Origin of the sequence: Bacillus sp. FSL K6-2944 (genome assembly GCF_038005385.1) — a bacterium.
GTDB lineage: Bacteria > Bacillota > Bacilli > Bacillales > Bacillaceae_G > Bacillus_A > Bacillus_A cereus.
Map to the genome: position 1 here is coordinate 505119 of NZ_JBBOTE010000001.1, position 13194 is coordinate 518312.

Genomic DNA, 13194 nt, shown 5'->3' on the forward strand with positions numbered 1-13194 from the left:
TAGGGGGTGAAGTAATGGAAAGTACAGAAAAGAAAGAAGCGTTAATGCGAATAAAAGCAGCTTCGAAAAATGAATTGTATCGAAAGTTATTTGACCAATATGGTACAGATTATTATTACGTTGTCGATGAAAGTGTAAAACGAAATATACCGTTTTTTTGGAAAAAGGATTATGAAATGTTAGTTGCTTTTCCAGAAGAAAAACAGGAAGAAGTGAATGAAGGTACAGCTCAATTTCATGAACAGTTAATGGATGTTGTGAATGATCCTTCAGAACAAATTGTGAAGGCGAATGGAATTCAATCAGTACTGCACAATTTAGAAAATGTAACGACTCCTATGTCATACGCGGCGATGCAAACAGGAAATAGTGAAGAATGGGCAAGAAAAAAAGAGAAACTATTAAAGCTGTTTGAAAAAGGAATCGTCGTTGTGAAACCGATGAAAGAAACGGAAGTAACGAAAGTAACGAAAAAGAAAAAAGTTGTGAAACAAGTCGTTCCAGTAAAGAAAGAAGAAGTAGTTCCAAAGAAAGAAAATCAAGAATCTGTACCGTTTATTATTCAAAAAGTAATTCGGATGCTAGAACAAAACGATGTGGAACAATATTTCATTCATGCATATGCTGAAAAGTTAAAAATAAAGTTTGAAAATGCAACGATGATTACGGAAGAAGAAGTTATCAGGTACATATTGGAAGATATGAAATCTCATTTCAATACGGAAAACGTCTTTGAAAAAGAAGTACAAACAATTGCATTAATCGGTCCAACTGGCGTTGGTAAAACGACGACACTCGCGAAAATGGCATGGCAATTTCACGGTAAGAAAAAAACAGTTGGTTTTATAACGACAGATCATTCGCGCATAGGAACAGTACAGCAATTGCAAGATAACGTAAAGACAATTGGATCTGAAGTAATTGCTGTGCGTGATGAAGCTGCAATGACAAGAGCGCTTACGTATTTTAAAGAAGAAGCACGCGTCGATTATATTTTAATTGATACAGCTGGAAAAAATTATCGTACGTCAGAAACAGTAGAAGAAATGATTGAAACGATGGGACAAGTAGAACCAGATTATATTTGTTTAACGTTATCAGCTTCAATGAAAAGTAAAGATATGATTGAAATTATTACAAACTTTAAAGATATTCATATAGATGGTATTGTGTTTACGAAATTTGATGAAACAGCAAGTAGTGGCGAATTGTTGAAAATTCCAGCAGTATCATCAGCTCCTATTGTATTAATGACAGATGGCCAAGACATAAAGAAAAATATACATATCGCTACAGCGGAACATTTAGCAAAACAAATGTTACAAACATCGTAGAAAAGAGGTGAAGAATAAGGCGCTTGCCTTATTCAAACGAATATGAACGGTCTTTATATAGGTTCTATGGGCATGATGAATTACATGCAGCGCATTAATGTTCATTCGAATAACGTTGCAAATGCTCAAACGACAGGATTTAAAGCAGAAAATATGACGTCTAAAGTATTTGATGTACAAGACACATATCGCCGCGGAGATGGGGCGGTAACAAATATCGGTTCGGTCGATTACGCTGTAGTACCAGCTGCAACGCATGTGAATTTAGTACAAGGAAATATACAAATGACAAATAGCGCTACAGATTTCTTTTTAGATGACGGCGCGGCCGGCACAACATCATTTTTTGTTACTTCTAAAAATGATGAAACGTTTTTAACGAGAGATGGTAGTTTCACATTAAATAGTGATCGATATTTACAAACATCTTCAGGTGCTTTCGTAATGGGAGAGAATAATGAGCGTATTCGTATTCCAGAAGGAGCAAAGGTTGCTGTACAAGCAGACGGTACATTATATGATGAAGTAACACAAAATAATATTGCTCGTTTGCAAACAAAAACAGTAGATGCAGAAACGAATGCACGTCTCGTACAACGTGAAAACAAAAGCTTTACACTAGCAGAAGGAAACATTGCTAATTTACCGAACGGAACAGGAATAGTAAAAAATCATATGCTAGAAAATTCAAATGTAGATATGACGAAAGAGATGGCAGATCTTATGACAGATCAAAAGATGATTCAAGCATCACAGCGTGTTATGACGTCATTTGATAAAATTTATGAAAAAGAAGCGAATGAAATATTGAGATAGTGGACTCCTAATAAAGGAGTCTTTTATTAATTTTAAATTTCAGAATTATCAATTGACTTTATGGAGCTTCTTTTTTATATTAGTAGGTATAACTATAACTACTAAAGAGGTGAGAGTATGGCAACGGCATTATATTTAGAAGATGCATACAAAACGAGTTGCGAAACAGAAGTGATAAGAGTAGAAGGGAATAAAGTATTTGTAAAAGAAACAATTTTTTATCCAACTGGTGGAGGACAGGAATGTGATACGGGTGTCATTGTACAAGATGGGTCTGTATTTGAAGTTGAAAAAGTAAAGAAGGAGCAAGGAGAAATAGTTCACTATATAAAAGATGAAGCACAAGTAAAGTTAGGTCCAGTTAAATTAGAGATAAATTGGGAAAGGCGTCATAATTTAATGCGTCATCACTCTTTACTGCATCTTATCGGAGCTGTTGTTTATGAAAAGTATGGAGCTCTATGCACTGGAAATCAAATTTATCCTGATAAAGCACGTATCGATTTTAATGAGTTACAAGAGTTATCGAGCGTGGAAGTAGAAGAAATTGTTGAGGAAGTGAATAAACTTATTAAGCAAAATAAAGAAATTTCCACTCGTTATATGAGCCGCGAAGAAGCAGAAAATGCTGTAGGAATGATTAAAACAGCAATAAATCTTCTGCCAACTACTATCCAAGAAATCCGCATTGTTACAATTGAAAATTTAGACGAACAAGCTTGTGGAGGCACACATGTGAAAAATACGAGTGAAATAGGAACACTTGTTATTGATAAAGTAAAAAGTAAAGGGAAGCAAAATCGTCGTTTTGAAGTAAGGGCGATTTAGATTGTGAGGGGTTACCGATGGATGAAATTATAAAGGAATTACAAAAGTTAGGATTTTCTCAGTATGAATGTAAAGCGTATATTGGACTACTAAAACATTCCCCAGTAACGGGCTATGAAGTGAGTAAACAAACAGGAGTACCCCGTTCTATGATTTACGAGGTACTCGGTAAGTTAATGGATAAAGGAGCAGTGCATATTGTACCTTCTGAACCAGTTAAATATGTACCAGTACCAGCTACCGAATTAATGAATCGAATGCGAAAAGACTTTGAAAAGTCCTTTGAATTTTTAGATGAGAAATTAAATTGTTTAGAACAAGAGCGACAAATAGATGTAATTTCGCATATTCGTTCAAATGATCGTGTTTTGAAAGAAATATGCAATATAATTAGTAGAGCTAAGGAAGAGTTATGGGTTTCTGTATGGGAAGAACAAGTGCATGAAATTGAACCATACATTCATCAAAAGGAAGAGGAAGGCGTACATATATTTTCAATCTTATTTGGAGCTCCAGAAACAAAAATAGGAGCGACGTTTCATCATAATTATATGACGCCCCACGTTGTTGAAAAGAGAATGGGTGGTCATTTAACTGTTATTGCTCGTGATGGAGAGGAAGTATTAATTGCGAACTTCTCAAATGATAGCACTTCATGGGCCGTTACAACGTATGACCCAGCGCTAGTTCTCGTTGCTACAGAGTATGTGCGGCACGATATTATGGTTGAAGAAATCACAAAGGAATTTGGAGCTGATAAGTTAGATACGTTATGGCGTGAAAATATAGATTTAGTTCATGTCGTAACAGGAAAACGAACTTTAGAAGGAATGGAGGATGATAGAGATGAGTAAAGCTGAGGCACATGTAGCTTTGCAGAGCGACGATACATTTCAGCAAGGAGTAAAAGATTGTTTACCAACTGTATTTGGTTATTTGAGCATCGGTATAGCAGCTGGTGTAATTGCAAAAACAGCAGGTTTTTCTATCATTGAAATTGCATTTATGTCGACTTTAATTTATGCAGGTTCTGCCCAATTTATATTAGCTGGTATGTATGCAGCCGGTGCTCCTGCTTCCGCAATTATTTTTACTGTGTTTTTTGTTAATTTACGCCATTTATTAATGAGTGCTGCCCTCGCACCGTACTTTACGAAACTACCTCTATTAAAAAACGTCATTATTGGTTCGCAAATTACAGATGAAACGTTCGGCGTCGCAGTGCAGCATGCAGCGCAAAAAGGATATTTAGGCGAAAGATGGATGATTGGGCTAAATGTAACGGCTTATTTAAACTGGATTCTTGCTACCATTATTGGTGGTCTGTTTGGTGAGTGGATACCAGATCCACATACATACGGGATGGATTATGCATTACCAGCGATGTTTATCGGATTATTTGTACTTCAGCTCATAAGTAGTAAACCAAAGCTAGCAATTCATTTAAGTGTTGCAATTGTAGCGATTATACTTGCATACGTTTCACACCTATTTATGCCAGATAGTATAGCGGTTATTATCGCAACCTTACTAGCTGCGACGATTGGAGTGGTGATTGAAAAATGGAAATGAGATTAGATGTATTATTACTTTTACTAGCAGCAGGAGCTGTTACACTCGTGCCACGTATTTTACCTCTACTCGTATTTAGCAAACTACAAATTCCAGACTGGGGTTTAAAATGGTTAAATTACATACCAATTGCAATATTAGCAGCACTTTTAGCACAAGTATTATTTATGCATGAGACGGTGCAATGGGATTACCTGATCGCAGCAATTCCAACATTTCTTGTAGCCATATATACTCGTAGTTTATTAGGTACAGTATTAACAGGAGTGGTTGTGATTATTTTGTTACGTTTCTTTTTCTAAAAAGGATTACGCTCATATAATAGCGAAAAGTGTAATAACATGAAAATATAGGGGTGGTGTTATGATACTTTTAACGATAGGAGCAATTTTGTTAACGTTGTTTATTTTCTTTATTATCGGTTTCGTTACGTTTATGATGTTTGTTGATAAGGCGACACCTCAAATATATTATACACCTTGTGAATCAGTGACAGTGAAAACTAAAGGTAAACATAGAAGGAAGAAAAGTTGAAAGTTGGCTTTTCTTCCTTCTTCTATTACATCCCCAAAAGAACTAACAACAATAACCCAAATAAAAAACTAATAAAGGAAAGAAGAACGATACATATGGACAATACACGATTATTTCTCCATTCGCGCAAGAAAGTTATAAAACCTAAAATACAAAGGAAAAACCAAATGGGTAGGAATAGGAACTCACTAATTTTCTCGGGAAGTAACGCATAAAAAGTTGATAAATATAAAATCCAATTTGTAAAAAAAAATGCAAACGATAATAGATTGTAAGTAGGGCCGTTTGGAAAACTCCCCCTTTTTTACGGTTACGAAAATAATAGTTAGCACTGAGAAAAAGGCAATGAATATGAAAATAAGTAAGAGTAATGTAAGTGTCATTTACATCTCCTGTATAAGAGTGTTTTTTACAAGAAATGAATCTATTACATTATATGCTTGTTTTGTAGAGTGCCCGTTATATTTTTCAGTGTACGGATTTAGAAATCCATGTTCACCGTGTAGTTGTTTTATTTCTAATAAAGGGTTATTCTGTTGCTGCAATGTTTGAATGAAAGCGGATACTGAAAAACTAGCTTCTTTTTCAGGGAATATAAGTAGTGTAGCGCATGTAGGCTTTATGTGAACATAGTCACGTATACGGGAACCGTAGCATCCGATAATAAAATCTATTTTCGGATTGTTACTACATAGCCATGAGATGGTAGCTCCAACACTAAAGCCGATAAGTCCAATATGTGTGTAACGACTAGAAAGATGAGTAATGAATGTTTCAATTTGCTTTTTTCCATCTTCAAATCCAATATGGTTCATAAAAAAATGATATGCTTTTTCTTCATCAATATAATGAAATGCAGGTTGCGATTGTAGCAGATTAGGACAGAATACATCTATATGAGATGAAGTAAAGTGCTGGGTAACGTGATGCATATGGTCGTTCACACCATATATTTCATGAACAATAACGAGAGCTAATTTTTCCTTCATAGTTATAAAGTACCTCTATGAAACTTAATTTCTTTCTCAACAAGACAAATACGCAGGTGGAAGTTTTCATACCATTGCTCACGACCTCTTTTTTTCGCTTCTTTATGTAAGGTGTTCTTTTTCCAATTTTCAATCGCATCAAGTGATTCCCAATAAGAAATTGTTATTCCGAGTCCAGAATTACCTCTTGCACTTTCTACACCTAAAAATCCAGGTTGTTGCTTTGCAAGTTTCTCCATTTCTTCGGCAACGGTATTATAGTCTGTTGTATCATTTGATAAATTAGAAGTGAATATAACTGCATAATAAGGCTTGTTTTTTTCTAAAGTAGATGCCATTATTTTTCCTCCTTAATGTATAGTACGAATAATTAATCCATAGTTTGTATTTTAGCAGGTCACAAAAAGAAAAGAAGTAGAAAATTCTTATTTTTTCAGCTCATGTAAAATAAAGGGTTGAAGAAATTTATAATAAGTAATCTGAAAGAAGAAAAATGCCACTTCAAAAGAGAAGTGGCATTTCTTATATTTCCTCTAAGCTATTAACTGGAACAGTTAATTCGCGTCCTGGGTTTTTTACTTCATATATGCGGGCGGTTTCATTGCTTTCATCGACGTGTTGAATCATAACAGGCATGCCTTGAAAATTGACATTGGCTTGTTCTGCTGACATAGAAAGCTCTTTTGCACGTTGTATATTCATTTATATTCCTCCCATCATTATTATCTTTGCTAAAAAAGAGGAATAATATACCATTTAGAGACATTCTTAAAGTTTTTGTATTATTTGTAATGTTTCTTTAATAAATGAAGAAAAGATGGAATCAGGATAACCATCTATCGTTTGAACTGCTTCTTTTGCTTCTTTCAGAGCAGCTGGTTTATCTTGAAGTTTTATATGACACAGGGCACGATAAGACCCAGCTGTTAATACCCACGATTGATCAAGTGGATGACTCATATAATCTGGTATGGTAGCGTGTTTTAATATTGCCAAAGCTTCCTTATAACGTTTTAAGCCATACAAAGATTTTCCTTTTTCAAGATAATATAATCCATCGTCTTGAAAGATTGGTTCATCTTTTAGTTTTTCTCGGAATTGTTCTAGATGTTCTAATGCGATTGTATATTCATTAGTAATTGTGTTGTAGTAGTAAGCTTTTAAAATATCAATAATCGCAATGGATAGAATATCTTCTGTAAAAATGGCAAATTGCTCCGATTTTTTTATGTAATATAAATACTGTTCTTTATCAGCTGTAATGACTTTTTGGTAAGATAAAATGCGATAAAATTCATCTGTTTTATAATACACTTGATGTTTTTTTGAAAATGCAAGTGCATCTAAAATGACTTTTTCACATTTTTCATAATTACCGTATGCGAGTAAAATAATTGCTTCTTTTAAATATAATTGTATATGTGTAATAAGATCCATTTCTAAATTCTTCGCTTTATATTCATCACGAATTGTAGCAATCATCTGTAAACATTCTTTATATTTTTTACGTTTGAAGAGCATATAGTAAAACAGTAGTTTCGTTTCAGTGCTTTCTCGATATACAGTATATTTTTCAAATATAGAAACAGCAGTTTCAACGTAATATTCAATATGATAATCGTTCATAATAGTTGCTCCTGTTAGGAACTGTTTATATAAGCGAGCTGTATTTAAAGTAGAAGGTAGCTCTGTTTGAACGATAGGTAGTAAAGTCTTGTATACTTCATCGCATTTATTTGCCTTTATTAGTTGCTCCATTTTTTGAATGAGTTCTACAATTTCTCCTTCATCTTCTTCTAATAAAAAGCTCGTTTCACATTCAAGTTTTTCCGCAATATATTGTAATGTTTTCATAGAAGGTGTAGCTTTTCCATTTTCAATTTGACTAAGCATACTTTTTGTCAGTTCCGAACCTGCCAGTGCTGTTTGCGTAAGCTTTTTTTCTTTTCGTAATGCTTTAATTTTTTCGCCGAGAGTTGCCATATTGTTGCTCCTTTATATTTAAAAAGTTTAATTGTATTTAACTTTTTGTTGTGAAAATTGGAAAGTTGATTATATAATAAGTTTAACACAATTTAACTTTTAAGGGGAGAGAGTCAAAAATGGAAGATATAAGTATAGGACAACATGATTCAAGAATGAAGATTGCAACGAGAAATATCATTTTAATGATGATTGGAAAAATGACGTCTTTATTAGGCGCAGGTATTTATACGTTCGCAATGGGGTTATATGTATTAAAGACTACTGGTTCAGGGATGGGGTTTGCAACTACGCTCGTTTGCGGATCACTTCCAAGGATGATCTGTGGCCCAATTGCTGGTGCTGTAGCAGACCGTGTGAATCGAAAATGGCTTGTCATTGGTACTGATTTATTAAGTAGCTTAACGATGCTTAGTATGTTTATTCTTGCTACTATATTTGGACCATCACTTCTTTTTATTTATATTTCAGCAGCATTATTATCAATTTGTGCAAGTTTTTATTCTGTTGCATTAACTTCGTCTATTCCGAGTTTAGTAGATGAAGGACGTATTCAAAAAGCGAGTGCTTTAAATCAAACGGCGGCTTCTTTATCAAATATTTTAGGACCGATTATTGGCGGAGTTGTATATGGTTTCTTTTCAATTAAATCGTTTTTCCTATTAAATAGTATTACGTTCTTTTTAGCGGTTATTTTGCAATTATTTATCGTATTTGATTTATATAAAAAAGAAGTGGCTGAGAGTACAGAGCATTTCTTGACGAGTATAAAAGAAGGTTTTTTATATGTAAAAAGACAACATGAAATATATGGTTTAATGAAAATAGCATTGTGGGTAAACTTTTTTGCGTGTGGTCTAACAGTTGCACTTCCTTACATTATCGTCCATACATTGCATTTATCTTCAAAGCAACTCGGTACTGTAGAAGGAATGTTAGCAGTCGGGATGCTAATGGGAGCGATTGCTTTATCAGTGCGTAAAGAAGTGAATACTCCGTTTCGTTCTATTTATACTGGACTGTTTTTGTTTGCAGGTTTAAGTTTATGTACAGTCTTTCCGTTGTTAGTTATCATTCCAAAAGTAGCAAGTTTTATTTACTATATTGCTTTTATGATGTTAACTGGTATAGCAATTATGATTGTAAACATTCCAATGCAAGTACATATGCAAAAAACGACAGATCCGAGCTACCTAGGGCGTGTGTTTGGCCTACTTGAAACAATTGCGACTGCAATCGCACCACTTGGTATGATTGTATATGGACTACTATTAGATATGTTGCCAACTAGCATTGTTATGATGACAATAGGCGGAGGGTTATTGTTAGTTGTATTAGTTGGAGTAAAGCAACATATGGCGAAAAAACAAGTAGATGTGTCCGCTTAAAAATAAGAAAATAATGAAAATTCGACTTATCATTATAAAAGTGACCGAATTAGTATTTTAGTTTTTGAAACTCTTTTTCATGTATGTTAAAGTAAAGTGAGCTTGCAAAGAAAAGGAGACAACAGCATGAAAAAATTAAGTTTTGTTATGCTTTTTCTATTAGTCGTAATGGCTGGATGTAGCAATTATGACACATATATTGAAACAGGTATGCAATCATTGAAAGATGAAAAGTATAGTGATGCAACAATGTGGTTCGAAAAAGCAGAAAAAGAGAAATCAGGAAACGAAGCGAAATCATATAAAGAAGTTGCTGAGAAAATGGATCACGGAGCAACAGCATTAAAAGACGGTAAGTATTTAGAAGCGAAAGACATTGCAAATGAAGTGTTACAAAAGAAAAAAGATGATGAACTTGAAAAAGCTGTAACATCAAATGCAGAGAATATGCTTCAAAAAGCAAAAGATGTGGAAGAGAAAGTAAATGAAAGAGTGGCAAAGCGTAGAAAGGTAGAAGAAGAAGGAATCGATAAACTTATTAAAGCTGTCGATAGTATAGATGAAGTGAAAGAAAAAGAGAAGAAAGTATCAGAAGCATTAGATAAGGCTGAAGAGGCGCAAGCAAAAATTGAGGCAAAGAAAAATAAATAGATTTATAGTTTAAAAGGCTGTCGTGCATAACGACAGCCTTTTAATTTTTTGTTGTAAATGAAGTGATGCTTTGTAGTAAAAAAGAAATGATTTTAGAATTCCATCTGTCCTCATGATGAATCGTATAAATATTACGCTGAAATTCAAATTCAGGGATTGGTATATAGCATAGCTCATTTCGTTGTATTTCTTGCTCGATAGCAAGTTTAGAAATAAAGGCAATTCCATTACCATATTTTAAAATTTGTTTCATCGTTTCTAATGAGTCTAATTCAATTTCAGATTGGAATGTAATGTTGTGCGCCAACGTCCATTGTGTAAGTAAATCTCTCGTTGTAGATGGATTACGATGCAATAGTATGCGTTCCTTTTCGATATTTTGTAACGATACATTGTCTTTCTTTGAAAAATGATGTTCTTTGGAAAAGGCAAGAACAAGTGTATCGGGCATTATATTCGTTTGTTTTAAAAGTGGTTCATCAAATGGAGCAGCGGAAATTATCCCAAGATCGATTTCGTGATTTTGTAGCATCATTCGAATTTCAGGGGCTGTTTTCACTAGTAGCGTTATTTTTATATTGGGAAATTCGCATTGAAATTGATGAACGACTTCTGGCAAAAGATAAGTCGCTGGTACATAACTAGCGCCGATTGTTATAGCACCTTTATGAAAATCTTTAAACTCTTGCGTGACACGTCTAGCTTCTTTCATAAGCGCATCTATTTTACAAGCATAATGGTGCAAAGCCTCACCAGCCTCTGTTAAGAAATACCTTCCAGAACGTAATTCAAATAAAGACACACCGAGTTCTTCTTCTAAGCTTTTTATATGAAATGTAATAGTTGGTTGTTTAACGCTAAGTTTTTCTGCAACGATTGTAAGCTTTTTGTATTTCTTAATAAGTACTACAATTTCTAATTTTAAGAGATTCATTATGAATTGCCGCCTTTTTTATTTTAACTATAGAAAAAATCTATAGAAATAAATAGTTTATTAGAAGTTTTTTAATTTAATCTTTACAGTACATTAACATTGAGTATAAATCTTCCATATAGAATGAAAGCAGGTTAAGAATGAGGGGAGAGAGGTGAAGCAATGGATATTACAATTAGTGGATTAGAAAAGACATTTGGAAAAATACAGGCGTTAAAGCCGTTGCAGATTGTAATGAAACAAGGGGAATTCACTACACTTTTAGGACCTTCGGGGTGTGGGAAAACGACTTTACTTAGAATGATAGCAGGACTTGAAGAACCGGATAAAGGAGAAATATATTTTGGAGACCAGTGCATGTATTCTGCTACAAAAAAGATAAAGACATCTCCTCATGAACGGAATATCGGTATGGTATTTCAAGATTTTGCTTTATGGCCGCACATGACTGTTTTTGAAAATGTTGCATTTGGTTTAAGGGCTACAAAGCAAACGAATCATTTACGAGAAAAAGTAGAAGATGCGATAAAGCGAGTTCGCCTGCAAGGTATGGAGAAACGGTATCCACACGAACTTTCTGGTGGACAGCAACAACGTGTCGCATTCGCTAGAGCAATTGTAACAAAACCTCACTTTATTTTGTTTGATGAACCGCTAAGTGCACTCGATGCAATTTTGCGAGAAGAAATGAGAATAGAGCTTATGGATATCGTTCATTCCATTGGTTTAACTGCACTGTATGTCACTCACGATCAAATAGAAGCAATGTCAATGTCAGACCAAATTATTGTCATGAAACAAGGAGAAGTATTACAAAAAGGAACACCGGAAGATATTTATGTGAAACCGTCTCATGAATTTGTTGCCAAATTTGTTGGTAAGGCGAATTGGCTTGTAGAGGGTGAAAAAATGATTCGTCCAGAGCATGTGAGTTGGACAAAAAATGATGTGTGCGAAATGTATACAGGTGAAATTCAGCACGTTACATATGTAGGAGAACGTTATGAAGTGAAAGTAAATATGGGGACTTTAGGCATCTGGACAGCCTATCACAATAGTAAGCTAAGCATCGGTAAACCAGTATCGTTATATGTGCCAAAAAAATGTATTCATCATATAGGGGGAGAATCGTATGAAGAAATTCAGTTCGCTTAAGTCTTTATTTGTATGTACTTTATTATTTTCGGCTGTAGTAACAGGGTGTAGTTCAAAGACAGGTAATGCAGATGCAAAAAGTAAAAATACGAATGAAAAGAAAATTGTTGTATATAGTGCAGGACCAAAAGGGTTAGCAGAAAAAATTCAAAAAGACTTTGAAAAGAAAACTGGTATAAAGGTGGAAATGTTTCAAGGGACAACTGGTAAAATTTTAGCGAGAATGGAAGCTGAAAAGAAAAATCCAGTCGTTGATGTAGTCGTACTTGCATCATTACCAGCGATGGAAGGATTAAAGAAAGAGGGTCAAACGTTAGCTTATAAAGAAGCGAAACAAGCTGATAAGCTGCGTTCTGAATGGTCAGATGATAAAGGACATTATTTCGGGTATAGTGCTTCAGCATTAGGGATTGTGTACAATACAAAAAATGTGAAGACAGCGCCTGAAGATTGGAGCGATATAACGAAAGGAGAATGGAAAGGGAAAGTGAATCTTCCAGATCCAGCACTTTCAGGTTCAGCTTTAGACTTTGTAACAGGATACGTGAAAAAGAATGGACAAGATGGATGGAATTTATTTGAGCAGCTTAAGAAAAATGAAGTTACAGTAGCAGGAGCAAATCAGGAAGCGTTAGACCCAGTTGTAACAGGTGCGAAAGATATGGTCATTGCGGGTGTTGATTATATGACGTATAGCGCAAAAGCAAAGGGTGAACCTGTTGATATTGTATATCCAAAAAGCGGAACAGTTATTAGCCCACGTGCAGCTGGGATTATGAAGGATAGTAAAAATGTTGAAGGTGCAAAAGAGTTTATTGATTATTTATTATCCGATGATGTACAAAAACAAGTTTCTAAAGCGTATTTATTGCCTGGTAGAACAGATATAAAAGCTGAAAATAGACCAAATGTAGAAGAGATTCCAGTATTAAATATTGATTGGAAAACAGTTGAGAAAGAGCAAGATGAAATAGGAAAACAATTTAAGAAAGTATTTCAATAAGATGGTG

16 protein-coding genes and 1 pseudogene are annotated in these 13194 nt (G+C 34.4%); 11 read left to right on the plus strand and 6 right to left on the minus strand.

Annotation, left to right across the window (positions count from 1 at the left end):
- Positions 1–14 precede the first annotated feature (14 nt).
- From flhF to MHH55_RS02735, 7 genes are all read left to right on the plus strand, one after another.
- Positions 15–1334 (plus strand): flagellar biosynthesis protein FlhF, encoded by a 1320-nt coding sequence (gene flhF / locus MHH55_RS02705; protein WP_048538196.1) that lies wholly within the window; start codon positions 15–17, stop codon positions 1332–1334.
- Positions 1335–1376: 42 nt separating this feature from the next.
- Positions 1377–2150, plus strand: coding sequence for a flagellar basal-body rod protein FlgG (locus tag MHH55_RS02710; RefSeq protein ID WP_001013934.1), 774 nt, complete (start codon positions 1377–1379; stop codon positions 2148–2150).
- A 117-nt stretch (positions 2151–2267) separates the two neighbouring features.
- Positions 2268–2978 (plus strand): alanyl-tRNA editing protein, encoded by a 711-nt coding sequence (locus MHH55_RS02715; protein WP_000179557.1) that lies wholly within the window; start codon positions 2268–2270, stop codon positions 2976–2978.
- A 17-nt stretch (positions 2979–2995) separates the two neighbouring features.
- Positions 2996–3832: a TrmB family transcriptional regulator gene (locus MHH55_RS02720; protein ID WP_000343362.1), complete on the plus strand. Its 837-nt coding sequence runs from the start codon at positions 2996–2998 to the stop codon at positions 3830–3832.
- Positions 3825–4550, plus strand: a complete 726-nt coding sequence (locus tag MHH55_RS02725) for an AzlC family ABC transporter permease (protein ID WP_000029972.1) — start codon at positions 3825–3827, stop codon at positions 4548–4550. The genes MHH55_RS02720 and MHH55_RS02725 overlap by 8 nt, the downstream gene beginning before the upstream one ends.
- A complete protein-coding gene (locus MHH55_RS02730) occupies positions 4541–4852 on the plus strand; it encodes an AzlD domain-containing protein (RefSeq protein WP_000425946.1) in 312 nt (103 codons plus the stop codon). The genes MHH55_RS02725 and MHH55_RS02730 overlap by 10 nt, the downstream gene beginning before the upstream one ends.
- Before the next feature lie 61 nt (positions 4853–4913).
- Positions 4914–5084: a DUF3951 domain-containing protein gene (locus tag MHH55_RS02735; RefSeq protein WP_000602244.1), complete on the plus strand. Its 171-nt coding sequence runs from the start codon at positions 4914–4916 to the stop codon at positions 5082–5084.
- A 25-nt stretch (positions 5085–5109) separates the two neighbouring features.
- On the opposite strand, the pseudogene MHH55_RS02740 reads toward MHH55_RS02735, so the two are convergent.
- The 5 genes and pseudogenes from MHH55_RS02740 to MHH55_RS02760 all read right to left on the minus strand — a co-directional run bounded on the left by MHH55_RS02740 (position 5110) and on the right by MHH55_RS02760 (position 8056).
- Positions 5110–5467 (minus strand): annotated as a pseudogene (locus MHH55_RS02740) (hypothetical protein).
- Positions 5468–6073, minus strand: coding sequence for a dienelactone hydrolase family protein (locus MHH55_RS02745; protein WP_000660128.1), 606 nt, complete (start codon positions 6071–6073; stop codon positions 5468–5470).
- A 2-nt stretch (positions 6074–6075) separates the two neighbouring features.
- Entirely contained in the window at positions 6076–6411 is a 336-nt protein-coding gene (locus MHH55_RS02750) for an antibiotic biosynthesis monooxygenase family protein (protein ID WP_000168853.1), read from the minus strand.
- A 184-nt stretch (positions 6412–6595) separates the two neighbouring features.
- Complete coding sequence (locus MHH55_RS02755; protein ID WP_001025737.1) at positions 6596–6775, minus strand: H-type small acid-soluble spore protein; 180 nt, start codon at positions 6773–6775, stop codon at positions 6596–6598.
- A gap of 66 nt (positions 6776–6841) precedes the next feature.
- Positions 6842–8056 carry a helix-turn-helix domain-containing protein gene (locus MHH55_RS02760; RefSeq protein WP_048538197.1) on the minus strand — a complete coding sequence of 405 codons (1215 nt, stop codon included), beginning with the start codon at positions 8054–8056 and terminating at the stop codon, positions 6842–6844.
- Positions 8057–8175: 119 nt separating this feature from the next.
- Between MHH55_RS02760 and MHH55_RS02765 the strand changes: the two genes are divergently transcribed.
- Both MHH55_RS02765 and MHH55_RS02770 read left to right on the plus strand, forming a co-directional pair.
- Positions 8176–9444 (plus strand): MFS transporter, encoded by a 1269-nt coding sequence (locus tag MHH55_RS02765; RefSeq protein ID WP_000389503.1) that lies wholly within the window; start codon positions 8176–8178, stop codon positions 9442–9444.
- Between the two features lie 126 nt (positions 9445–9570).
- Complete coding sequence (locus MHH55_RS02770; protein ID WP_000736438.1) at positions 9571–10095, plus strand: DUF4398 domain-containing protein; 525 nt, start codon at positions 9571–9573, stop codon at positions 10093–10095.
- A 40-nt stretch (positions 10096–10135) separates the two neighbouring features.
- Here MHH55_RS02770 and MHH55_RS02775 read toward each other — a convergent pair whose 3' ends face one another.
- Positions 10136–11029: a LysR family transcriptional regulator gene (locus MHH55_RS02775; protein ID WP_001050626.1), complete on the minus strand. Its 894-nt coding sequence runs from the start codon at positions 11027–11029 to the stop codon at positions 10136–10138.
- A gap of 162 nt (positions 11030–11191) precedes the next feature.
- Between MHH55_RS02775 and MHH55_RS02780 the strand changes: the two genes are divergently transcribed.
- Together MHH55_RS02780 and MHH55_RS02785 are read left to right on the plus strand one after the other, a co-directional pair.
- Positions 11192–12184 carry an ABC transporter ATP-binding protein gene (locus tag MHH55_RS02780; protein ID WP_000355540.1) on the plus strand — a complete coding sequence of 331 codons (993 nt, stop codon included), beginning with the start codon at positions 11192–11194 and terminating at the stop codon, positions 12182–12184.
- Positions 12162–13187, plus strand: coding sequence for an ABC transporter substrate-binding protein (locus tag MHH55_RS02785; RefSeq protein ID WP_000714684.1), 1026 nt, complete (start codon positions 12162–12164; stop codon positions 13185–13187). Before MHH55_RS02780 ends, MHH55_RS02785 begins: the two co-directional genes overlap by 23 nt.
- Positions 13188–13194 lie beyond the last annotated feature (7 nt).